Annotated in this window: 26 protein-coding genes and 1 pseudogene; 15 read left to right on the top strand and 12 right to left on the bottom strand. The window is 46.3% G+C overall.

Features of this window, described 5'->3' with window-relative positions:
- Positions 1–100: 100 nt before the first annotated feature.
- The 4 genes from hemG to KNQ14_RS09800 form a co-directional block, all read right to left on the bottom strand.
- A complete protein-coding gene (gene hemG / locus KNQ14_RS09815; protein ID WP_214747394.1) occupies positions 101–1510 on the bottom strand; it encodes a protoporphyrinogen oxidase in 1410 nt (469 codons plus the stop codon).
- Complete coding sequence (hemH, locus tag KNQ14_RS09810) at positions 1500–2432, bottom strand: ferrochelatase (RefSeq protein ID WP_064300380.1); 933 nt, start codon at positions 2430–2432, stop codon at positions 1500–1502. The genes hemG and hemH overlap by 11 nt, the downstream gene beginning before the upstream one ends.
- Positions 2429–3475 (bottom strand): uroporphyrinogen decarboxylase, encoded by a 1047-nt coding sequence (gene hemE, locus KNQ14_RS09805; RefSeq protein WP_023467354.1) that lies wholly within the window; start codon positions 3473–3475, stop codon positions 2429–2431. Before hemE ends, hemH begins: the two co-directional genes overlap by 4 nt.
- A 143-nt stretch (positions 3476–3618) precedes the next feature.
- Entirely contained in the window at positions 3619–3921 is a 303-nt protein-coding gene (locus tag KNQ14_RS09800) for a MerR family transcriptional regulator (RefSeq protein ID WP_023467353.1), read from the bottom strand.
- Between the two features lie 117 nt (positions 3922–4038).
- Between KNQ14_RS09800 and KNQ14_RS09795 the strand changes: the two genes are divergently transcribed.
- Complete coding sequence (locus tag KNQ14_RS09795) at positions 4039–5337, top strand: ammonium transporter (protein ID WP_023467352.1); 1299 nt, start codon at positions 4039–4041, stop codon at positions 5335–5337.
- Positions 5338–5392: 55 nt separating this feature from the next.
- Here KNQ14_RS09795 and KNQ14_RS09790 read toward each other — a convergent pair whose 3' ends face one another.
- Complete coding sequence (locus KNQ14_RS09790) at positions 5393–6529, bottom strand: ABC transporter permease (RefSeq protein ID WP_214860902.1); 1137 nt, start codon at positions 6527–6529, stop codon at positions 5393–5395.
- Positions 6526–7260 carry an ABC transporter ATP-binding protein gene (locus KNQ14_RS09785; RefSeq protein WP_133207904.1) on the bottom strand — a complete coding sequence of 245 codons (735 nt, stop codon included), beginning with the start codon at positions 7258–7260 and terminating at the stop codon, positions 6526–6528. The genes KNQ14_RS09790 and KNQ14_RS09785 overlap by 4 nt, the downstream gene beginning before the upstream one ends.
- Before the next feature lie 328 nt (positions 7261–7588).
- On the opposite strand from KNQ14_RS09785, the gene KNQ14_RS09780 reads away from it, so the two are divergent.
- Both KNQ14_RS09780 and KNQ14_RS09775 read left to right on the top strand, forming a co-directional pair.
- A complete protein-coding gene (locus tag KNQ14_RS09780) occupies positions 7589–7837 on the top strand; it encodes a GlsB/YeaQ/YmgE family stress response membrane protein (protein WP_023467349.1) in 249 nt (82 codons plus the stop codon).
- A 33-nt stretch (positions 7838–7870) separates the two neighbouring features.
- A complete protein-coding gene (locus tag KNQ14_RS09775) occupies positions 7871–8122 on the top strand; it encodes a GlsB/YeaQ/YmgE family stress response membrane protein (protein ID WP_023467348.1) in 252 nt (83 codons plus the stop codon).
- A gap of 36 nt (positions 8123–8158) precedes the next feature.
- Here KNQ14_RS09775 and KNQ14_RS09770 read toward each other — a convergent pair whose 3' ends face one another.
- Positions 8159–9211, bottom strand: a complete 1053-nt coding sequence (locus KNQ14_RS09770) for a TcaA second domain-containing protein (RefSeq protein ID WP_214860900.1) — start codon at positions 9209–9211, stop codon at positions 8159–8161.
- Between the two features lie 125 nt (positions 9212–9336).
- On the opposite strand from KNQ14_RS09770, the pseudogene KNQ14_RS09765 reads away from it, so the two are divergent.
- The 4 genes and pseudogenes from KNQ14_RS09765 to KNQ14_RS09750 all read left to right on the top strand — a co-directional run.
- Positions 9337–9765, top strand: a pseudogene (locus KNQ14_RS09765) (HIT family protein); the annotation flags it as partial.
- Between the two features lie 114 nt (positions 9766–9879).
- Complete coding sequence (locus tag KNQ14_RS09760; protein WP_023467345.1) at positions 9880–10221, top strand: hypothetical protein; 342 nt, start codon at positions 9880–9882, stop codon at positions 10219–10221.
- A gap of 83 nt (positions 10222–10304) precedes the next feature.
- Positions 10305–10874, top strand: coding sequence for an HTH-type transcriptional regulator Hpr (locus tag KNQ14_RS09755; RefSeq protein WP_023467344.1), 570 nt, complete (start codon positions 10305–10307; stop codon positions 10872–10874).
- A 259-nt stretch (positions 10875–11133) separates the two neighbouring features.
- Entirely contained in the window at positions 11134–12051 is a 918-nt protein-coding gene (locus KNQ14_RS09750; RefSeq protein WP_214860898.1) for a peptidylprolyl isomerase, read from the top strand.
- A 59-nt stretch (positions 12052–12110) separates the two neighbouring features.
- Here the strand turns inward: KNQ14_RS09750 and namA are convergent, their stop codons facing one another.
- Complete coding sequence (namA, locus tag KNQ14_RS09745) at positions 12111–13142, bottom strand: NADPH dehydrogenase NamA (protein ID WP_214860897.1); 1032 nt, start codon at positions 13140–13142, stop codon at positions 12111–12113.
- Between the two features lie 12 nt (positions 13143–13154).
- Positions 13155–14075, bottom strand: a complete 921-nt coding sequence (locus KNQ14_RS09740) for an HD domain-containing protein (RefSeq protein WP_029340932.1) — start codon at positions 14073–14075, stop codon at positions 13155–13157.
- Between the two features lie 104 nt (positions 14076–14179).
- Between KNQ14_RS09740 and KNQ14_RS09735 the strand changes: the two genes are divergently transcribed.
- The 3 genes from KNQ14_RS09735 to KNQ14_RS09725 all read left to right on the top strand — a co-directional run bounded on the left by KNQ14_RS09735 (position 14180) and on the right by KNQ14_RS09725 (position 16499).
- Positions 14180–15085 carry a magnesium transporter CorA family protein gene (locus KNQ14_RS09735; protein WP_214860896.1) on the top strand — a complete coding sequence of 302 codons (906 nt, stop codon included), beginning with the start codon at positions 14180–14182 and terminating at the stop codon, positions 15083–15085.
- 63 nt (positions 15086–15148) lie between these two features.
- Positions 15149–16228 carry a DNA polymerase IV gene (gene dinB / locus KNQ14_RS09730; RefSeq protein ID WP_029340930.1) on the top strand — a complete coding sequence of 360 codons (1080 nt, stop codon included), beginning with the start codon at positions 15149–15151 and terminating at the stop codon, positions 16226–16228.
- 58 nt (positions 16229–16286) lie between these two features.
- Positions 16287–16499: a YhzD family protein gene (locus tag KNQ14_RS09725; RefSeq protein WP_058703678.1), complete on the top strand. Its 213-nt coding sequence runs from the start codon at positions 16287–16289 to the stop codon at positions 16497–16499.
- A 52-nt stretch (positions 16500–16551) separates the two neighbouring features.
- Here KNQ14_RS09725 and KNQ14_RS09720 read toward each other — a convergent pair whose 3' ends face one another.
- Both KNQ14_RS09720 and KNQ14_RS09715 read right to left on the bottom strand, forming a co-directional pair.
- Positions 16552–16926 (bottom strand): YlbF/YmcA family competence regulator, encoded by a 375-nt coding sequence (locus KNQ14_RS09720; protein WP_023467337.1) that lies wholly within the window; start codon positions 16924–16926, stop codon positions 16552–16554.
- A 20-nt stretch (positions 16927–16946) separates the two neighbouring features.
- Complete coding sequence (locus KNQ14_RS09715; protein WP_214860895.1) at positions 16947–18083, bottom strand: DUF445 family protein; 1137 nt, start codon at positions 18081–18083, stop codon at positions 16947–16949.
- Between the two features lie 74 nt (positions 18084–18157).
- On the opposite strand from KNQ14_RS09715, the gene KNQ14_RS09710 reads away from it, so the two are divergent.
- The 5 genes from KNQ14_RS09710 to KNQ14_RS09690 all read left to right on the top strand — a co-directional run bounded on the left by KNQ14_RS09710 (position 18158) and on the right by KNQ14_RS09690 (position 22124).
- Positions 18158–18991, top strand: coding sequence for a PucR family transcriptional regulator (locus KNQ14_RS09710; RefSeq protein WP_214860894.1), 834 nt, complete (start codon positions 18158–18160; stop codon positions 18989–18991).
- A gap of 118 nt (positions 18992–19109) precedes the next feature.
- The gene (locus tag KNQ14_RS09705) at positions 19110–20216 is read left to right on the top strand and encodes an ABC transporter ATP-binding protein (RefSeq protein ID WP_035409428.1); all 1107 of its coding nucleotides are present in this window, start codon (positions 19110–19112) and stop codon (positions 20214–20216) included.
- A 163-nt stretch (positions 20217–20379) separates the two neighbouring features.
- Positions 20380–21147 carry a transporter substrate-binding domain-containing protein gene (locus KNQ14_RS09700; protein WP_047396216.1) on the top strand — a complete coding sequence of 256 codons (768 nt, stop codon included), beginning with the start codon at positions 20380–20382 and terminating at the stop codon, positions 21145–21147.
- Positions 21144–21794 carry an amino acid ABC transporter permease gene (locus KNQ14_RS09695; RefSeq protein ID WP_023467332.1) on the top strand — a complete coding sequence of 217 codons (651 nt, stop codon included), beginning with the start codon at positions 21144–21146 and terminating at the stop codon, positions 21792–21794. The genes KNQ14_RS09700 and KNQ14_RS09695 overlap by 4 nt, the downstream gene beginning before the upstream one ends.
- A gap of 141 nt (positions 21795–21935) precedes the next feature.
- On the top strand, positions 21936–22124 hold the full coding sequence (locus KNQ14_RS09690; protein WP_023467331.1) for a hypothetical protein: 189 nt from the start codon (positions 21936–21938) through the stop codon (positions 22122–22124).
- A 183-nt stretch (positions 22125–22307) separates the two neighbouring features.
- On the opposite strand, the gene KNQ14_RS09685 is transcribed toward KNQ14_RS09690, so the two are convergent.
- Positions 22308–23204: an aldo/keto reductase gene (locus tag KNQ14_RS09685; RefSeq protein ID WP_058265034.1), complete on the bottom strand. Its 897-nt coding sequence runs from the start codon at positions 23202–23204 to the stop codon at positions 22308–22310.
- Positions 23205–23303 lie beyond the last annotated feature (99 nt).

Raw genomic sequence — 23303 nt, 5'->3', positions numbered from 1 at the left:
TGATTCCTCTGTCTCTTATTCCCGTTTCCTTCCGTGTCATTCTTCTGAAGACAAAAAAACCTTTTTGAAGCACTGATAGCTTCAAAAAGGTTTAGGTGTGTCATGATTCTTTACATGGTTCCGGTTGTTGTAACGCCATTTGTTCAAGCGTCGCTTTGACACCTGCTACACAGTCTGGCAAACCAACACCATCATAAGCGAGTCCGGCTAAATGAATGTGTGGATAGTGAGAAGCGACGATTTCTCGCACTTCTTGAATCCGCTGTGCATGTCCTACCGTATAGGCCGGTAAGCCGTCTAATAAACGACTGATGACGACACGTTCCGGTTGCAATGGACGACCACAGATGTTTTCAAGATCTTCTAAGACGACACGTTCAATCATTTCGTCTGATTCACGAACGAGTGCATCTTTTCCGGGGCGTCCGATGAAGGCTCGGAGCACGGTATGATTCGGTGCTGCATGATTCCACTTTTGATCAATCGCCGTGCATGCTGTAATTGAATACGGTGCCCGACGGTTGACGATGAATCCCGTTCCATCAATCGGTAACGCCGTTTCCTTATCAAAAATCAACGTGACTGTCGCCGTCGAGTGTGTCGAGAGGTTCGCAAGCCCAGGCAGCGTCGCTTCTGGTAACAGGGACACGACTTGGCGATGCGGAATCGTTAACAAAATATCATCGGCATACTCTGGACCATGATCCGTTTCGAGACGATACCGCCCGTCTTCTTCCCGTTTAATCGAGCGAAGTGGTGTCTCAAGACGAATTTCTGTCCGTTCAAGCACCTCTTCTAGCCGCTCGACGAGAGACTCGAGTCCAGTAGCGAGCGATAAAAATTGACCTGTCGCTTTGAGCGTCGGACCTTGTTGTTGATCAAGCGGACGCATGAGGCGCATCCCTTCGAACAAGCTTCCCGCCTTTTGCTCATTCACAACGAATTGCGGGTAGGTCGCAAACGTACTCATCCGATCGATATCACCAGCATAAATGCCTGAAAGAAGCGGTTCGATCAACTTCTCGACGAGCGCATCTCCAAGACGCGGACGCAGGTATTCCCCTAATGGGATGTCTGTTTCCGGAATCGTCAAATCAGGAGCAGGGTGAAGCAAGCGTTCTGTCACCTCTGCCTTTTCTTCTTCCGTCAGTAGAGACGTCTCTGCGAATAACTCTAAATCGGTCGGGATCCCCATGACGGCACCTTTTGGAATCGGGTGGAGACCGCGCGCATCCAAGATATACGCTTGCGACGTGTTATTGCGAACGAGTTGCTCCCCTAATCCGATCTCTTCGATGAGATCCGTCAACACGTGTTTCCGTGCGACGTATGAATCCGGTCCCCGCTCGATCGTCAATCCTTCGTCCCGATATGTCGCCACCTTACCACCGAGACGACCCTCTGCCTCGAGTAACGTGATGTTCATCTCCGGAAACTGCTTCTCTGCATAATAGGCGGCTGCAAGTCCTGATATACCACCGCCCACGATGACGAGACGTTTACTGGACATAACTACCCACCTGTTTCGCGACGGCTTCCGTGACAGCTTTCATGAAAGCTGGATCCGCGTTTGGCATGACAGGTCGCGCATAATGAATTCCGAGTTCGTCGCAGACGACTTTACACTCGTAATCATTATCGAACAATACTTCTAGGTGATCGGCAACGAAACCAACGGGTACGTAGACGAATGCTTCGTATCCTTTTTCTTCGTAGACGTCACGTGTCAAATCCTGAACATCTGGTCCAAGCCATGGTTCTGGCGTTTGTCCAGCCGATTGCCAGCCTGTGATCATATGCGGTACACCAGCACGTTGCGCGATCAATTCAGCTGTTTCCTTCAATTGTTCTGGGTATGGATCACCGTTTGCAATGATTTTTTCAGGTAGACTGTGTGCTGAAACGACGAGAACGGCTTTCTCTTCAGATACTGGTAAAGCGTCGAACGTCTTGCGAATTTCTTTACCCCACCAATCGAGAAACGCTTCTTCTTTGTACCACGATTCAACGGATGCGAGACGGATACCGTGTTGGTCCGCGACTTCCTTCGCACGACCGTTATATGAACGGATACTGAACGTCGAATAGTGCGGTGCTAAAACGACTGTGACCGCTTCTGTGATGCCGTCTTTTGCCATTTGCTCGACAGCATCCTCAACGAATGGCTCGATGTGCTTTAGACCAAGATAAAGCTTAAACTCGATTTCACCGGCATATTTCTCAGACAATTGACGGTGTAGCTCTTCAGCCTGATCAATCGTGACTTGTGCGAGTGGTGAGACACCACCGATGGCTTCGTAACGTTCCGTTAACTCTGCCAATGCTTCTGGAGACGGTTTACGTCCGCGACGAATGTGCGTATAATAACGCTCGATATCTTCTGGTTTATATGGCGTACCGTACGCCATAACAAGTAGTCCTAACGTCTTCATTTTCCTACCTCCATTTTTTCTTTCGAATAATCATGGATAAATGCAGTCAAACGTTTCAATACTTCTGGATCGACTTCCGGGAAGATGCCGTGACCGAGGTTAAAGATAAATCCTGGTTGCTTCATTCCCATATCGAGAATTTCCTTCGTTTTTGCTTCAAGGATATCCCATGGTGCTAACAGATAAGACGGGTCGAGGTTTCCTTGGACAGGTTTCGTCAGTCCACGCTCACGTGCTTCGTCAATCGACAAACGCCAATCAAGTCCGACGACGTCTAACGGTAAACTGTGCCATTCCTCTGCCAAGTGACTCGCTCCTACACCGAACATGATCATCGGCACGCCTGTATCTTTTAATTCTGTGAAAATGCGTTCCATCGTTGGCTTGATGTAACGGACATAATCTTTCCGGCTTGTCGTTCCGACCCATGAATCAAAGATTTGGAACGCTTGTATTCCTGCATCCACTTGTGATTTGATGTAATCGATGACCATGTCACCTAGTTTCTCCATTAAGGCATGCCATACCTCAGGTTGTCCATACATCAATGCTTTCGTTTTATGGTATCCCTTTGAAGGACCACCTTCAATCATATAGCTCGCAAGCGTGAATGGTGCCCCGGAAAAACCAATCAACGGTACTTCGAGTCGTTCCCGTAACAAACGAATCGTTTCATAGATATATGGAATATCTTCACGGTTAAATGGTTGTAATGCTTCGACATCTGCCATCGTGCGAATCGGGTTCGCGATGACTGGACCGATACCACTCTTGATTTCGACGTCAACGCCCATCGATGGAAGTGGCGTCATGATGTCTTTATACAGAATCGCTGCATCGACCCCTAATTGTTTTACAGGTAGTTCTGTCACATATGCGCCTAGTTCCGAGTCATGTGTGATCTCGAAAAGCGTCCGCGTCTTCTTGATTTCACGATATTCCGCTTGATAACGACCTGCTTGTCGCATGTACCAGACGGGAACGTGATCAATCTGCTCGCCACGGATCGCCCGCAAAAACGTATCATTGAATTTCTTCATCATAACTACCCCTTTATACTCGTTCTAACGCCCCAAAAAAACGTACGATAAGTTTGTGAACACAGAAACATTATATCTGAAATTAAGAAGTCTGTGCCAATAAATCGTTTACAAAATGACAGTTCTGTTACCAGTTCATGAAATGTTCACTGTTTCTTGTAAAGACCGAACGCAGCGTTTAACTGACCGCGGATCAAGTCTGAACGTTGCTGTTCCGTTACCTTACGTTCTTTTTCTCGAATTTCGTGCGTACGCCAGCCATCCTCGATTTTTTCCGCGACTTCGACGAGTCGCTCGACATCCGTAAACGAATATTTTCGTGTTTTTCCATTTGTCCGTTCTGGAAAGATCAACTTCCGTTCCTCATAGTAACGAATCTGACGTTCTGACAAGCCGGTCAATTCACAGACGATTCCAATCGACATCACCTTTTTTTCACGGTAGTTCATCTTCGTCACTCCTTTCCACAAAAATACCATGTCAGATTTTCTGACACAACACGTTTCTTTGAAAGTATTTCCGTCTAAAGTAAACACATACTTTAAATGGATAAAGGAGGAACGACAATGAAACTGGAACAACTCGCTATCTCAGTCGATACGTTTTATGTCTTATTCGCAGCACTGCTCGTCTTTACGATGCAAATCGGATTCTTACTTCTAGAAACAGGGATGTTACGGGCGAAGAACGCGGGGCACGTCGCCGTCAAACAAATCATCAGCTTCTCGGTTGCCGCTCTCGCCTTTTGGGCCATCGGATTCGGATTGACGTTTGGTGATGGCAATTCTATCATCGGAACGGAAGGATTCTTTTTACAAGGAGGATTCAGCAGTCTTGATTGGTCGAACATCACGATTGATGTGAAGTTCCTCTTCCAACTCTCATTCGTCGCTGTCTCCCTCGCGATCGCTTGGGGCGGATTCGCAGAACGTGCTAAATTATCCGTCTACCTGTTGTTCGGAACGTTTTTCGTTGCTATCATCTATCCGATCATTGCACGTTCCGTTTGGGCAGGTGGATTCCTTGGTTCGCTCGGGATGCAAGACTTCGCTGGATCAACGGTCGTTCACTTACAAGGTGGGATTGCTGCACTCGTTGCTGCTTTACTGCTCAAGAAACGAATCGGTGCTGAAAAAACACCGTTACTCGGACACAACGTCATCTATTCTGTCGTTGGTGCCTTCATCCTCTGGTTATGTTGGTTCGGCTTCAATGCTGGTTCGACACTAACGATTGCCGATGGATTCTTTAGTTACGTTGCCTTGACGACGTTACTTGCGACTGCAGCAGGTGCCCTCGGTGCTCTTGCCATCTCATTCTGGCACCGTCGTGTCGCAGATATCCCTTCGATCATCAACGGTGTCTTAGCTGCACTCGTTGCCATCACAGCAGCCTGTGCCTTCGTCGAACCATGGGCAGCTGTCGTCATCGGTTTCCTCGCTGGTGTGATCACATATGGAACGAGCATTCTTCTCGCAAGCCGTGTCGATGATCCATTATGTGCCTTCTCCGTTCATGGCGTCGCTGGTATCTGGGGTACACTCGCAACTGGATTCTTCGCTTCACCACGACTCGTTGAAATCACAGGGATCGGACAAGCTGGTCTCTTCTATGGTGGCGGTTTTACGCAACTCGGTGTTCAAGCACTTGGTGTCGTCTTTGCCGTCGTCATCGTCAGTGTCTTGAGTTATGCATTCTTAAAAGTTCTCGACCTTACGATTGGTCTTCGGATCACACGCGAAGATGAACTCCGCGGACTGGACGTTGCGGAACATGGTCAATCTTCTTACGATCTCCCTGCTCCTGTCAGCAAAGAATTGCGTATGGTCGAAGAAGAAGATCTCTCAAACGAACGCGTCAATTAATAAAAAGAACAAGAGCCTACACGATGGATTCATCGCGTAGGCTCTTTCTTGTTTATTATTTTCGAGCGTAGTATTCACCAATCACAAGCGCCAAGGCTGCCCCACCAACGACATAGATGGATCCGCTTAAAAAGAATCCAAGTAGCGTCAAGACGATGCATTGACTGATTGCTGCGAAGCGGATGATTTTTCGTTTCGCCTGTACAGCATTTCCAAACGGTAATAGACGAGTCAATAGATGTTGGTCCACTGCCTTCGTGAACGGTGCTAGTTGAAAGCTTGTCAATCCTGCAAACGCAGGGATTGCAAGCGCAACGAACAACTCGTTGCCACTCGCTAACCACATGAACACAGCCCCGATCAGCGTCAAACGAACAATCAATCCGATCCCGTCTCCACTCCGGATGAACTGTTTGACATACAAGTAATCGAATGTCGTTTGCGCTCGATATGGAATCCGCTCGACCATGTTACTCAAGAGACGACGGCGTTTATATGTTGCCGATAAATGCGGCACATCGACGAACCAGTTCGCTAATCGATAAAAACGATCACGCGATTCCTGCTCAAGAGCAATCCATTCGCGTAGAGGAAGATGGTCCTGACGCTTCAAATGGAGTACGACCATTAAGAGAAGTGCGACGACGATTGTCATCCACGCCATATCGATGATGACGAGAAGTGCCGCTCCGAACGCATATAACATTACCGTCCGATGTGCGATGCCTTCAAGCTTTGATAAATTCGCAGCCGCTCCGAACAAAGCAAGCGCTACCCCAAGTAAAACAAGTTCAAGTGGTGTCGTCTGTTCCGTTCGAACATAGAGAACAACGACAGCTAAAAACGGAATCACGGCACGGATGATACCAAAGACCGCATTGTACGCTCGTACTTGTTGCATAAACCCTGATAACTTCGCTAATACCGGTAACAGAAACACTTGATCCGCTTCGACGAGAAACGTCCGACTTGTTCGGTAGAGCGGTAAAATCAGAAATAAGGCTGCCATGACGAATCGACCAGGAAACGATGGATCGAGTTGGTCGAGGAAACGACCGTAGACGACTAAACCGTACAAAATAACGAAGTAAACGGTGAATAACAGTCCACCATTCGCCATATATCGTGTATATTTCACTGTTTCCGTCATCGCCGCCTGGTATCGTTCCTTCCATAAGGACTGGCTGTTCATCGTTCCGCCTCCTCGATTGCGGCAACGTACAGATCATCCAGCGTTCCATCTTGCAGTCCATATCGCGCTCGTAAAGCAGCTGTCGTTCCTTCTGCTGCAATGTGACCCTCATGTAAGAGCACGAATCGATTACAGTGACGCTCGGCTGTCTCAAGGATATGTGTTGACATTAAGATCCCTTTTCCATCCTGTTTCAGTTCACTAAAAATCTGAAGTAACTCACGAATCGCTAAAGGGTCTAGTCCAACGAACGGTTCATCGACGATCAACAGCTCACTCCCTGTGACGAGTGCGCACAAGATCATCGCTTTTTGTTTCATTCCTTTTGAGAAGACACTTGGAAACCATTCGAGTTGCTTCGTCATCCGAAGTCGTTCAGCGTAATGTTGCGCGCGTTCTGTCGCGATCGCTTCTTCGACGTCATATCCTTGCGCCATCAGACGAAGGTGCTCCCGTAATGTCAGTTGTTCATATAACATCGGCTGTTCTGGAATATATGCAACTTGGCGACGATATTCGGTTTCGTTCGTTGCTAAATCCATTCCATTGATTCGAACTGATCCCGTCTTAACTGGTAAAAGACCGAGTATGTGCTTGATCGTCGTTGATTTTCCTGCACCGTTCAACCCAATCAGACCGACGAGTTCACCCCGATCCACTTCGATATTGATGTCATGCAGAACGGTTTTTGACCCGTATCCCCCAGACAAACCTTTAATGTCTAATAACATATTTGCCACTCCCTTTAGGCTCATCGTAAAGTAGACTCGCTTCGTTTTTCTAGCGTAACGCCTAGTTTTTTAAAATATAATGTTTTAATACTTGTTTTTTCGGTAATTACTCTAAGTGTAATCGTTACATCAATATATGAAAACGATTTACATGTAAATTGAAAGTGAAATCAATGAATCGTCCATTCATTCTCTATCAAGTGGTCTAATCGTCTAGTCATTTAAAGAATGAACTAAAGAATGAACGATTTCAGATTTTTTCATTTTCGCACGTGTTTATAACTGCCTGAAAACAGGTAAAACTAATATGTAGAGGAGATGTTTAGAAATGGGTTTCTTATGGGCACTCATCATTGGTGGTCTCATCGGTTGGATCGCAAGTTTAATTATCGGGAAAGACGTACCGGGTGGCATCATCGGTAACATTATCGCTGGTTTCATCGGTTCGATGATCGGTCAAGCCATCTTTGGTTCAATGGGACCAAAAATCGCTGGTTTCGCAGTCATTCCGGCTATTCTCGGAGCAGTCATCTTGATCTTCATCGTCTCACTTATTCTCCGGGCAGTACGTAAGTAATCATAGATCTTAAATTGAAAAGGAGTGTTTTAAATGGGATTCTTATGGGCGTTAATCGTCGGTGGTATTATTGGTTGGCTAGCAAGCTTGATTTTAGGTAAGGATGTTCCAGGCGGTATCATTGGTAACATCATCGCTGGTTTTGTTGGTGCATTGATCGGTCAAGCATTATTCGGAAACTGGGGTCCAATGGTTGCCGGATTCGCAATCGTTCCTGCTTTACTCGGAGCTATCATTCTTATTCTTATCGTATCGTTCATTCTCCGTGCGGTGAATAAACGATAACCAAAAATCCTCGGACGTTCTAGTCCGAGGATTTTTTTAGTCTTTTAATTGTAACCACATACCGTCCTCTCGCTCGACGACTCGTTTTTCTGCTCGTAAGTTCAACCATTCAAACACACCTTCGAGAAAACTAGACGGATATTCCCAAACGGTACCGACTTGCTCGCGCTTCTTTCGTTCTGGTTTTCCAGCGATGGCTTCAAGTTCATCTGGAGTCTTATTCAATCGGATTAACAATTCTTCCACCTGCCCCGATTGATAGGTCACTTCATATCCATCGTATCGTGCTCGATCGGCAACGGTCGAATCAGGCGTGCCGAACGTATTCTCGAACGAGTCACGCGAACGCCCAAGATAGCCAGTCATCGTATCGATACTTTTTCCAGTCCGGGCTTTCACTTCCGTCTCAAGTAACGTTTTGATATCGACTGCATATTCGTTCGAAACGGTCGTATTGAACCGATCAGCTAATTTAAAGTCGACTGTCGCGTTCGGTTCATCTCCGAGTTGTACAGTCTTTGATTCCTGGACGGTCTGTCCTGATTGTTCCGCACTTACTTGAACATCGTACTCTCCAGGAGAACGCTTGACTTCAAGGGGTTTCTGATCAATCGTCCCGACTTCTTCTCCATCTAGTGAAACCTTTGTTCCCGGTAGATCACTCGAAACGGTTAACCGTTGAGGATTCACATCGAGAGAGTACCGATCATACCAAAGCCATCCATCCTCTTCTTGTAACGAAAACAGATGTGTCTTCACTTGCTTACCTGCGTCTTGATCCTGTTTGACTTGTGCGATGACCCGGTCCGTTCGCTCTGAGTCAGCCGTCAACCAATTAACGAGTCGCGTCGCCTCACTCATCGGTAGTGACTTATCGTTCATCGTGACTAGCTTTTGGAATCCACGCTGATCCTTTTCCTTTAACAAGGTAGCAAGACGCTCGTCTGTTTTCTCCATTTTCGCCGCTTCTTGCATGTTACGCCCAAACCAAAAGGCAACGAATAAGAAAAGACCGACGACGATGACGCTACCGACGAGCAGGCGCCGTTTTCGTTTTTTTTGTGCCGTCGAGGCTACTCGTGATGCCATGCAATTCGCTCCTTCCTTCAGTAGCTGTATGTTTCTAAGTGTATCGGGTTCAATTTGACAGTCAATCGTGCGGAAGTCGGAAACTTTCCGTATACTAATATTATCTTACCCAAAGGAGTGAACGTTCCATGCAAAAAGAGTCATGTATCTTCTGTAAAATTGCTCGCAAAGAAGTCCCTGGTCATATCGTATTCGAGAACGAACAAGTTCTCGCTTTCCTTGACCTGTCACAAGTGACGAAAGGACATACGCTCGTCATCCCAAAACAACATGCCGATAATTTGTATGATCTCTCTCCTGAACAAGCACAAGACGTATTTGCGACGATCCCGCAAATCAGTCGTGCGCTTCAACAAGAGACAGAGGCAGCTGGCATGAATCTCTTATCGAATACAGGAAAAGTAGCGGGTCAATCGGTCTCCCACTTCCACCTGCACCTCATTCCGCGTCACGATAAACAAGACGGTTTCGGCGCGAAATGGGAAGTTCATAATGACGATTACACGGTAGAGGAATTGGCTGAACTCGCTAACTCGATCGCTTCTCGCATCTAAGTCTGTTCTTTTTCTTCTATTCTTAGAAAAATATTGCCGAAATAGGTTTCTTTCATTCGATTTTCGGTAAAATAATATAAAACAAATATTTTAATATTAAAAAGGAGGTTCAATATGTCGAAGCGTCCCGCCCGTAACTGGGTCGCTTTTGGTGCTACGCTAACACTTGTGACTTTTTACGGTCTGAAGGCGCTTCGCCAAGGTACGAAAAGCGACTCTTCGAACGGTCATCAACGTCGAAATTCTTATTCTACAATCGTAACGAATGTGCAGGATTTGACCCAGGAGGGCAAGAACTTAGTAGAGACAGCAAAAGCGTCTGGTATGCACTTCAAAGAAGAAGTCATGCAGAGCGTCTCGGAATACCAAACGGAAGTCCAAGCATCGCTCACGAAGATCCAGTCTCTCGCTGATGAAGCGAAACAGGAAGCAGACCAGCTTTCTCCACAAAAGTAAGATCCGTTGCTTCGATTTGTTTTTGTATAGTTTGCATTTTGCGCGTTTGAGCCATTGTCACCTTTCGAAAGGATGAGTCAGATATGGAACACGAAAAGTTATATCCTGGACAAGAGGCTTTGTTGTATAGCCACAAGATTGTCCAGTTAAGCAAAGCACTATGGAAAACGGTAGAAAAAGATTGGCAAAATTGGATCAAGCCTTTTGATCTGAACATCAATGAACATCATATCTTGTGGATTTCGCACGCGCTAGGCGGTGCCTCGATTTCAGAGATCGCGAAGTATGGTGTCATGCACGTCTCGACGGCGTTCAACTTCTCGAAGAAGTTAGAAGACCGCGGACTGTTGACGTTCTCAAAAAAGGAAACAGATAAACGAAATACCTACGTCCAGTTGACACCAGAGGGCGAATCACTCTTGCTTGAGACGATTCAAGCGTTCCGCCCTGAAGAAAACGGTGTCTTCCGTGCATCACTTCCTCTTCAGGAACTGTACGGGAAGTTCCCGGAATTAACGGACATTTCTGCGATCGTACGTCGCTTGTATGGCGACAGCTTCATGGACATATTCGCTGAGACATCAAAGATGATCACAGAAGAAGCAGATCGTCGCCCTCAAGATCCAGTCATGGACTCAATCAAAAAAGCATAACCTTACTAAAAGCGTTTTAGCCTCTAGCTAGAATGCTTTTTTTAGGTCTTTTTTCCTCATGACAAGGACATTACTACTATGTCTCAAGAGCGTTATTTCCCTCACAATTTCCCATAAAAATTATCCTCAACCGGCTACTTGGATGTGATAGCATGGAAAAGAGCAAGTATCTCTCTGCATGACAAGATACAGCTGTCAACCAGACGAGAATATGATATGATAAAACGGTTGAAATAAATGGTAAATTAGGGGTGTATGTATGAAAAAGAAATTGTTAGGCGCAGCAGCAGTCGCAAGTGTATTTACGTTAGCAGCATGTGGATCAAATGACGAAGCCGTTATCAATTACAAAGGTGGCGAAGTCAACAAGGCTGACGTTCAAGAAGAAGCATACGAAAAAGCTGGTGCTCAAATCGCCTTCCAGCAAACGATGAACAAATTGCTTGAGAAGAAATACGGCAAAGAAGTCACGGATAAAGAAGTCGAAGCAGAAGTCAAGAAGACAAAGGACCAGTTCCCGGATAAAGAGCAGTTCAGTACAACATTGAAATCTGCTGGAATCAAGAATGAAAAAGAATTCGAGAAAGTTCTTCGCACACAAATGCTCTTAACGGAAGCAAAATCTGCGAAATCAAAAGTAACAGATAAAGAAATCCAAGAGCGTTTTGACCAAGAAAAAGTCGAAGTTAAGGCAAGCCATATCCTCGTTGCAAAAGAGTCAGAAGCAAAAGACATCAAAAAACAATTGGATGACGGCGCGGACTTCGCGAAACTCGCAAAAGAGAAATCAACAGATACAGGTAGCGGTGCAAAAGGTGGAGATCTTGGATACTTCACAAAAGGTAAGATGGTCAAGGAATTCGAAGATTATGCGTTCAAGGATGGCGTTGAAGGTAAAATCTCCGATCCAATTAAAACACAATTCGGTTACCACATCATCAAAGTAGTTGATCGTAAAGAAAAGAAAGACTTTACACTCGATAAAGAAAAAGCTCGCATCAAAAAAGCACTTGCTGAAGAAAAAGCAGCACAAGTCAACCCGAACGATATCTACCGTTCACTCATGAAAGAATACGATGTTAAAATCGAAAACAAAGACTTCAAGGATGCTTTTGATTTAGATAAACAAGAACAACAACAAATGCAACAACAAATGATGCAACAACAACAGCAGTAATCAAAAAAGGAAGCCGCGAAGGCTTCCTTTTTTCGTGTCGTTTTTCATATGAGCGATGATTAACGAACCGTCCGAATCGGTGCTCGTTCGTATTGTTTCGGCAAGGCGACCGTGTCTCCTAGTTCGGCTGCCGCATGATAGACCCAGTACGGTTGGCGAAGTAGTTCCCGTGCGAGCAGAACAATATCTGCTCGACCGTTACGGACGATTTCTTCTGCATGAGCAGCTGTCGTGATCAATCCAACCGCGCCTGTTGCAATACCCGTCTCTCGTTTCAACTCTTCCGCATAACTCACTTGATAGCCCGGATACACTTCCGGTACGGCATTAGCGACGACAGCACCTGAACTACAGTCGAGTAGATCGATGTGACGTGTAGCTAGTTCTTTTGCGAGTGGAATATAATCCGTCGCTGTCATTCCCCCTGTTGCGTGATCCGCTGCTGAAATCCGGACCCAGATCGAGAGCTTGGAAACGGCTTGAATGCCATCAACGATCTCTAGCAACAAGCGCATCCGATTTTCAATCGATCCACCGTATTGGTCCTCACGAACGTTTGATAACGGAGAGAGGAACGTGTTCAATAAGTAACCATGAGCCCCATGAATTTCAATGAAATCATACCCTGCTCGTTCCGCACGCAGTGCTGCATCGATGAACTGTTGTTTGATCGTTGCGATTTCCTCAAGCGTTAATGCTCGCGGCTGACCGTATGTGTCATCAAACGGTAAAGCGCTCGGTGCAACAGGTGGTTCTGCCGTCGTGCTTTTGCGCCCGGCATGGGCCAGTTGAATGCCTGCTTTTGCACCCGCTGCTTTGACTTGCTCTGCGATCCGTTGTAAGCCTTCGATATGCGCATCTGACCAAATTCCAAGGTCACCGGCTGAAATGCGACCGTCTGGCGTAACGGCACTCGCTTCTAAGATGACGCCACCGACACCACCCATCGCACGGGTTGCATAGTGCGTGACATGCCAATCCGTAACGAGTCCATCTTCTTTTGCACTATACATACACATCGGCGCCATAATGACCCGATTTCGGAATGTCAACGTTCCGAGTTGAACTGTATCAAACAACTTCGTCTTCATCTTTCTTCCCCCTTATAGCTTCGGACGGTAAAAAGCACGATTATCTAGTGCAAATGATCGTTCCGAGAACTGTCCTGGCTCGACATATTCCAAAAGGCGATCCATCATCGTCATCCGTGCATCAAGGTTATCGATCAAGAACAAGACTTCTGCTTCGCGCATCTGTGGTGCGACGGCAGAACCCCATTCTGGTCGTCCGTGATGACTTAAGACGAGATGTTGCAAGACCGTCAGTACTTCTGCGTCAATCTGTAATTCTGCTCCGACTTTTTCAAGTTCCGCTACCATCATCGTAATATGACCGACGAGTTTACCAGGCAACGTATATTCCGGTGCAACCGGATCGGATAACTCCTTGATTTTCGCATAATCGTGTAGAATGATGCCACTGATTAGCACGTCACGGTTTAAGGTCGGATAGAGTTGAGCGATTTGATCCGCTAAGCGCAACATCGAAAGAACATGGTATGACAGCCCCGAGTAAAAAGCATGATGGTTCTTGACCGCTGCCGGATGCGTGAAGTAAGCGTCGAATCGCGAAGTAATCAAATGTTTAACGAGCTTTTTCATATCACTGTTCTGAATCGATTCTACGAACGCGAGTACTTCCGTCTCGATCTGCTCTCGCGGAATCGGTGCGGATTGGACGTAGTCCTCGACATTCGTCTCCTCTAGGACCGTGATTTGTTTGAGCTTGAGTTGTGTCCGTCCCCGATAGTCCATGACTTCTCCAGCAGCATGGACGATTGATTTCGGCGCATATTTTTCAAGATCACTCGTATCCCACATCTTCGTCTCGATTTCGCCTGTCTTATCCGTCAAGATGAGCGTCAAGTATGGTTTCCCATTTGCTGCAATTCCTTTGACTGCTTGCTTGATCATCGCTCGTTGATCGAGCGTTTCTCCAACTGCTAATTTACCGATTCCTTTCATACTTGAAACACGTCCTTTATCTGTAAAATAGGTGTCTTTTTTATATTCCATTGACTACACTTAAGGCATATACTATTTCATTCTACTATATGGGAGTCATGAACATGGAACTGGAACCTCAATTTAATTGGTCCCGCTATCTCGATTTAGCTGACTATGAACAAACCTTTCCGACGGCTGCCGTCGACCAATCCGAAATGGACTGGGTCACACAGCTGCGATCGAAAGACATGAACTTCACCCGCTCGGAAAAAGGGGTTCTCTATGGTGCTGTCGTCACCTGGCAAAATCCTGTCGACAAAAGTGACCGCCGCTCGATTTGCTTTTACGTAACGAAAGAAAAACTCATCACGATTGGATTGTCGGATTCGATCGTGTCCCTGGTCGCTCCCTATTCTCCCGCGCATCCCTTTGCGGCTTTTTATACGATTCTTGCTTTACAGCTGAACACGTATTTTGCCGGTATCGATCAGTTTGAGACGGAACTATTCTCAAGACAAGATGAACTGCGCGGCAGTATAAATGAAGATTCGCTCGATAGTATCTTCGCGTTACGCGACACGATCGAGAACTGGTCCGATTTGATCGTTCCGTTTCAAGAGCTCGTCATGGCTGGCGAAGAATCATTTCTTGACGAGGACGCGTATCTCGAGAATCTCTCGTTGAAACTAGCTACGAAACGTGTCCGTCGTCTGTTGATGCTCATTGAACATTATCAAAAAGACATTGAGGTCCTGCTCGACTTATCGACGACCGTCTCGAACTTCCGTGGAAACGAAATCATGAAGGCATTAACGATCTTTACTGCCGTCGCGACACCAACGATGGCCCTCGGTGCGATTTGGGGGATGAACTTTAAAATCATGCCGGAATTAGAATGGAAATACGGTTACGCCCTATCCCTAGGACTGATCTTTCTCTCGACCGGTGGCATCTTCTACTGGATGCGCTGGCGCGGATGGTTAGGCGCTCTTGTTCGGATGCCAAAGAACAGTCGACCAAAAAAATAGATATCAGAACATAAGTTCGTTATACTAATTGTATCATATCTACTGAAAGGAGACGCTTGTCCGATGGAACGAAAAATCATTCATATTGACATGGACGCCTTTTACGCTTCCGTCGAGCAACGCGATCGTCCTCGATTAAAAGGTGTTCCTGTCGTCGTCGGTGGACCACCTCATGCACGCGGTGTCGTAGCGACCTGTTCCTATGAAGCACGGAAATACGGGATTCATAGCGCGATGCCGTCACGACGCGCCTTTCAGCTCTGCCCTCGTGCGGTCTTCATTCGTCCCCGCTTTGACGTCTACCGGGCTGTCAGTGCGCAAATTATGGCGCTTTTCCGAGAAGTGACACCGCTCGTCGAGCCTCTCTCGCTTGATGAAGCGTACCTCGACGTCACGGAAAATTATTTTGATCAAAAAAGTGCGACCTATATCGCGCAATATGTTCTTCAGCAAATTAAAGAACGGACAGGTCTGACAGCCTCTGCTGGTGTTTCGAACTCTAAGCTCGTCGCGAAGGTCGCTTCCGGATACGAGAAACCGAACGGGTTGACGGTCGTTCCTCCAGAGGACGTCCTCAGTTTCTTGTCTCCATTAAAAATTGGAGATTTACATGGCGTCGGAAAAGTCACGGAACAAGCGTTACGAAAACAAGGAATTGAAACCGTCGCAGATGTCCAAGCAATGCCGGTCGAACAATTACGAGCATTGCTCGGACGCGATCGCGGAACGGAACTGCATGCAATGGCGCATGGCATCGATGAACGTCCCGTTCGTCCGGAACGCGAGCGAAAATCAATCGGTTCTGAGACGACCTTCGAAGAAGATACGGAGGATATCGATACGATATTCGAGACGTTGATTCGAGAATCAAAATCCGTCATTGCGAGTCTTCAAAAAAAAGAACTCGTCTGCCGAACAATCACAATCAAGTGGAAGACCGATACATTCCAGTCACGTTCGAAACGGCATACATTTTCAGAAGAGACGGCGGACGAAGAACGATTACTTGAGGAAACAACGAAACTTTTCAATGGCATCACCTTCGACGGACCGATCCGCTTGATTGGTATGACAGTCAGTCACCTGACTACTCCTCCCGCTGCGCGACAGTTGACGTGGCAAGACTTGGACTTACGCTTGTAAAATGAATGGTGATTCACTATACTAAATACAAGACCGATCAGACAAGGGAGGAACAAGTATGCAGTATACGATTACAGTCTTTTCAGATCGTGGTGAAACGTTACTCGATGACGTTTTTGAAGCAGACACAGATGGACAGGCACGAGAAGAAGGGATTCGGCGTCTCAATGAGAGTGGCTACGCTCATCATGCCGCTCGCGTCACACGTTCAGGTCGTTTGATTCATTTCGAGCGCGCTTACTTGCCACGAATCGTTCCTGCTTCATCTTGAGCCATACAAAAAAGGAAGACGGCCATAATGGCGCGTCTTCCTTTTTGATGACTTATTGAACGTCGTCTTGTTGCTCCATCATTGGCGCGTAGAGTTCTTCTAACGGCTTCATGATGATTTGTGTGACTTCTGTCAACATCGTGTGCATCCGTTGCTCTTCTTGCATCAGCTGACTGATTAATGGGTTGTTTTGTACTTCGAGCATCTTTGTTTGAGCAGACGCCATATCGTCTGGTGTGATTTCTTCACCTTGCATCTGTTTTTGTTGTAATTCAAGTTGGATGTTACGGAACGATGCGAACAATTCGTTTGATTCCGGATCCGCGTTAACTTGCGTGTACAAGTCTTTTAATGTCGTGTACTCCGAAGTTTCACGTAATGCACGCTCCAGTGTGTACGCGTGATCATATAAATTTGTTTCTGCCATGAGTAAAACCTCCAATTTGTTTAGACGAGATAAAGCCCCGCCTGTATCAATCCAATTAAACCACCTAACAACCCTCCAAGCCAAGTGATAGCCCGGAATTCCCGTTTGGAAATCGATAAGACGATTTCCTCGAGATACGCAGTATCCAGCAAACCGACCTCTTCTCGAACAATCGTTTCGAGATCAAGCGTCTGCAAGATTTGCCCGATTTGATTCGTCGTCCGTTCGAATAGATGATCGATGACGACAGGGACATGTTGCTCGAGTAATTGTGCTTCGAGTGGATTCAACCAGACGCGTAATGGTGTAGCAAGCATCGATTCAATCGGTAAACGCGCCAAGACTTGTTCTTTGACAGTCTGTCGAATCCGTGACTCTGTCTCTTCTGTCATATAAGACGACAGTGGACGATCCAGTCCCTTTTGCCATTCCTGACGTAATAAGGCAAGGATGAACTGAGACGTCGACTCTGATTGAAGTACCCGTTTCAGCTCCGGCTGAATCATATCAACGACGTTGACGTTCGCGAGCAACATCCCGAACATCCCACCTCCGAGACGCTGTTGGATGAAACGAGCAACCGTTTCCTCGAGTTGTAGACGTCCTTCTGGTCCATCAAAATATTCCTCTGCTTGGTGCAATACGGATGTGACGAGTCGTGGCATGACCTCCTCGATTTTTTGTTCTCCGGCTTCCCCGATCAACTCGCGTACGGATTTTTCACGCCATTTACCCATGAGGAGTGAAAACTCCTGCTCCAAGTGATAACTGATTTTCCCTTGGATCCGTTGTTTGGGTTCATCGATGAATCGACTAATCCACGCTTCCGTCGTCTCTTCCGAGCGTGTCCATTTCATGACTTCTCGTTCGACGAGCCGTGTGACGGCTCCACGAACAGCTGGTGATGCGAGACGTTTCCCGATCCCTTCTGGCGTCAAGAGATGCTTGACGACCGTCCGTCCGAGATTCGCTGCCAGTTCATCCCGCCGTTTAGGAATCAGACCCGGCGTAAAGGGTACGCGAAATTTTCCGATGTATTTCGGTTCAAGTGGTCGAAATAACATCCGAATCGCTAGATGATTCGTGACTGCGCCAATCAGGGCCCCAATGACGATGATTCCGACAAGTTTCAATACGAGTAAAAACGTATCTGACATAAGTTATCATTCCTTCCGATTTTCGACTTATGGTAAAGTCGAGATAGTTATGTACGATTTAGGAGTGATGCCGTGTGTTACGACAACTGATGACTGTATTCAATGACCAGCTTACGACCGATCCGAATGTTTATTGCCAGGAACAGTATAGCGTATATCGCCTTGAAGATGGACTCTGTTTTGGAATCAAGGCGACCGCCATCTCTGACCGCGAACAACAACTGCTTGATGTATTCGCTGAACGCATCATTACGACGTCGCGGTCTGATATCGATTTATGGCGAGAGCGTATCCAATCTGCTCATGCCCTCGAAGATCAGTCGTTCCGACTTGTCCATTTTTTGTTCAATCCAACCGATGAACGGACAAGTGAAGAAATTCAACAATTGCTCTCCTCTTTCTTTTCGCAGACGAGCATCCTTATTCCTTTTAGCACACACCGCTTCACGGTCGTTGAACGCGAAGAGTTTGTCATCGAGTCCGAACTATCCGATTTATTTTTAGCATTACAATCTGATTTTGTACTCGACGGTAAGGTATTGCTTGGTCAACAACGTGCTGCAGGTGATATCGCCGTCCAGTTCCAACTTGAACAAGCAGCGCTTGCTTTCGTTCCTTCGATGCAAATCGAACGTTTCTTGCCTGCCATGATCCGTCTTGCAAGTCTAGATGACCGGCATCGCGCGACACTCGTCGATCAGTTCATCCGTTCCCTCGAGCCAGAGTCTCGTGAGACGATTCTTGCTTTTTGTCGAGCTAATTTGAACGTCTCTCTGACAGCAAAACATCTATTCTTACATCGAAATAGCCTCCAGTATCGACTCGACCGGTTGACGGAGCAGACTGGAATCGATGTTCGCTCATTTGAAGGTGCTACTTTCCTCTATACCTTACTTCTTGTAGCATGATGCCTAATTGAAAACGTTTGCATTTAGTCAGGTTGTCCATAGGCAGACTCCCTGACTTCTTTTATACTAAATCTTGTAAGCGTTATTATTTCATCATTTTTATTAGGGGGAACTACACATGGCTGAAATTCGTCTTGAACATATCGATAAAATCTACTCAGGTGATGCAAAAGCGGTTGATGACTTCAACCTTCACATTAAAGATAAAGAATTCATCGTCTTCGTCGGACCATCAGGTTGCGGTAAATCAACGACGCTCCGGATGATTGCTGGGCTCGAAGAAATCTCAGGTGGGGATTTCATCATCGATGGCAAACGCATGAACGATGTAGCGCCAAAAGATCGCGATATCGCGATGGTCTTCCAAAACTACGCGTTGTATCCACACATGAACGTCTTCGATAACATGGCGTTCGGATTAAAGCTTCGGAAGTTCCCAAAAGATGAAATCAAGCAACGCGTCGATAACGCAGCTCGTATCCTTGGTCTTGAAGAGTACCTCGAGCGGAAGCCAAAAGCACTCTCTGGTGGTCAGCGTCAACGGGTAGCGATTGGTCGCGCCATCGTTCGTGATGCTAAAGTCTTCTTGATGGATGAGCCGCTCTCGAACTTAGATGCTAAATTGCGGGTACAAATGCGTAAGGAAATCATTCAGCTACACAAACGTCTTGAGACGACGACGATTTACGTTACGCACGATCAGACGGAAGCGATGACGCTTGCGACACGAATCGTCATCATGAAAGCGGGTATCATTCAACAAGTCGGTACGCCGAAAGAAGTCTATGATCACCCAGATAACATGTTCGTCGCTGGATTCATCGGTTCACCATCGATGAACTTCTTGACAGGTAAATTAGCGGAAGACGGTCTCTTCCACGTTTCAGGAACAGAAGAGAAGTTCGAAGTACCAGAAGGAAAAATGAAAGTTCTCCGCGATCGCGGTTACACGAACAAGGATCTCGTCCTCGGAATTCGTCCAGAGGACATCCATGCGGAATTGATCTACCAAGACACGAAAACAGCACACCGCTTCCCAGCACATATCGAAGTCTCCGAATTGATGGGTGCAGAGTCTTACCTCTACTCAAAAGTCGGACAACAAGCGTTCACGGCACGTGTTGATTCTCGTTCACACGTCGAGATGGGATCGCAGCTTGATCTTTTCTTCGATATGACGAAAGCACACTTCTTCGATGCTTCAACAGAAGCAACGATCCGTTAATCGCATCATCGATCAGTTACGATGTTTCAGACTGTCCTTTTAAGGGCAGTCTTTTTTATTGACAGACGTTCCTGTAACTTTGTATGATACTGCTTGTAGCTTAAAATTAATCCTATTCGAAAACTAGGAATTGAAATCATTCATTTATAAAGGAGAGAGCGCTATGAAACACGGTTTGAAATTAGCTGTAGCAGCATTATCGACAGCGGGGGTGCTTGCAGCATGCGGCGCTTCGAACGACAACGCAGGTTCTGATAAAGAGTCAAAAGTCATTACAGTCGGTACAGAAGCAACGTACCCACCTTTCACGTATAAGGAAAAAGGAAAATTGACAGGTTATGACGTAGACGTCATGAACGAAGTCGCAAAACGTGCCGGCTATAAAGTCGATTACAAAGCGATGGACTTCAAAGGACTCATCCCAGCACTCGATTCAAAACGAATCGATGTCATCGCGAACCAAATGGGAATCACGCCTGAGCGCCAAGAAAAATACGCTTTCTCTGATGCGTATACGGTCTCTGGTTCAACGATCATCGTCAACAATAAAACGAACGACATCAAAACACTCGACGACTTAAAAGGAAAGACAGTCGGTTCGACACAAGGTTCACTTTATGCCAAAACGGCTGAAGAAGCTGGCGCGAAAGTGAAGTACTACAAAGGTGCGAACCAAGTCTTAAAAGATCTTGAAGCAGGTCGTGTTGATGCTGCTATGAACGATCGTCTCTTCGTCTTGACGGAGCTGAAAAAAGCAGGCTACAAAGTCAAAGCGGTCGGTGAGACGTTCGATAAGAACGAATCAGGCTTCATGATGGCGAAAAACAGCAAGTATACAGAAGACTTTAATAAAGCACTCGCTGAGATGCAAGAAGACGGCACTCTTGCAAAAATCGGTGAGAAGTATTTCAACGAGGATATCAGTAAGTGAGTGAATTACTGACGATCGTCCGGGATAACTCGGACGTCTACGCAAAGGCGATTGGTACGACCCTTCTAGCAAGTGGTCTCGCCATCGTCTTTGCGCTTATTCTCGGGTTGATTCTTGCCGTCATGCGTGATAGCCGTCTTGCCGTCTTTAGCGGTTTTGCACGTTTATACGTCTCCTTCTTCCGAGGAACACCATTGCTGTTACAAATCCTGATTTTATACAATGGTCTCGTTGTCCTTCAATTGACTGGATTCCAAGCTCTCGCTTTCGGCTTATCGCTTCACTTTTCTGCGTATATCTCAGAATCGTTCCGCGCTGCTATCTCCTCTGTCGATCGTGGACAATGGGAAGCCGCTGATTCGCTCGGTATTCCGCGCCGTAAGACATTCAAGGATGTCATTTTGCCGCAAGCACTATCTCGGGCGATTCCACCGCTTTCGAACTCTGTCATCGATATCATCAAATCGACATCACTCGGTACGATTGTTGCTGTCGAAGAATTGACGTATGTCTCTGACCAGATTTCAGCAACGACGTATCTCGTCATGCCGTTGCTGCTATTCTCAGCTGCGATTTACTGGATCATGTCAACGCTCATTCAAAGTGTTCAACATCGCTTAGAGGCACGATTCAGCATTCCAGAATGAATTTTCCACACTTGGAACCGTCAGGATTTCAAGTGTGTTTTTTTAGATTTTTTTAGGTTTAGCACTAGGCAATCCGGGAATAATCAAGTATACTAATAAAAATCAGAATTATCTGACAACTTACAAAGGAGCGTGGCCGAGATGAAACAAGTAATTGAAGCTTTCCGTAGACAAGATGCAGAGCAGCGAATTCCAGTGCTACGTCTCGAAATCGATTATGAGCTCAGTACGCTCTTCGATGCGATTCAAGCCAATGACCAAGCTGCCATGTCAGCAAGTAAAGATCGTTTAGATAAATATCGTCAGGAGATGCTTCGCTTAGAAGCTTAACCTCATAGATCCCCCATCTCTCCTCCCCCTTGAGATGGGGCTTTTTTTGTTTACTTTTTGACATATGTTCTATACGTAAGCGAAAGAAAGGATCGCTTCCGGATGATATATCGGAAACGATCCTCTCACTTTATTTCGCTAACGGACATTTTACGCATTGATCCGCTTCTATCTCAAAATCAATTAATCGACGTCACGACCACGTGATGCCTTCAAAATCTCAAACCACTGTTCGCGTGTCAACGATAATTTCGTCGAACGAACCGCAGATTCAATGCGTTCAATCTTACCAGAACCAACGATTGGCATGATACGTGCTGGATGTTTGAGCAACCATGCATATGCGACTTCGTCGATTTCTTCTGCCCCGATCGTCTCTGCGATTTCCGCTAATTTTTCGCGTAACGGTGCATATTGCTCGTCCTTGAAGAGACGACCGCCCGCAAGCGGACTCCATGCCATCAACGGCATCTCATTTTCATGACAGAGATCAACGGATCCGTCCTCGAAATGTTTCAGTTCCGAAACCGACAACTCGAGTTGGTTCGTCACGAGCATGAATGGTAAGCGCGACTGAATGAGACTTTGTTGCGCAGGTGTATGGTTCGAGAGACCGAATGTCCGTACCTTTCCTGCGTCCTTCAACTCTACGAACGCTTCAGCAATCTCGTTCGGGTCCATCAACGGATCTGGACGGTGAATCAACAACGTATCCACGTACTCGACACCGAGTTCTTGAAGAGAACGGTTGACTTGTTTGATGATATGCTCTTTCGTCGTATCGTAGAATGACAACGACTGATCCGAGAAATGATTCCCTTTCATCTTGATGCCCGTCTTCGTAACGATCTCCATTCGGTCACGTAACTCCGGTTTTAAAGCAAGCGCTTCTCCGAATAAGCGTTCATTCGTGTAATCGCCATAGATATCTGCGTGATCAAACGTCGTAATTCCTAAAGCAAGACATGCTTCGATCAATTCAAGCCGCTCTTCTTTCGTCATCTCCCATTCATTCAATCGCCATAAGCCGTGAATGATGCGTGAGAATGATAAATCTTCTGTTAGTTGAATCCGTTCCATCTATCTTCCACTCCCCTATCGTATAAACTCTATCTTGTTTACTGTACCCCAAAATGGTACCGGTTGCACGAATTTCACTTTTTGATGCTTTGAGATAAA

Source organism: Exiguobacterium sp. s161 (assembly GCF_018619045.1).
Taxonomy (GTDB): domain Bacteria; phylum Bacillota; class Bacilli; order Exiguobacteriales; family Exiguobacteriaceae; genus Exiguobacterium_A; species Exiguobacterium_A indicum.
Note: the sequence above shows the minus strand (reverse complement) of the source record. Positions and strands in the feature narration are given on the sequence as shown.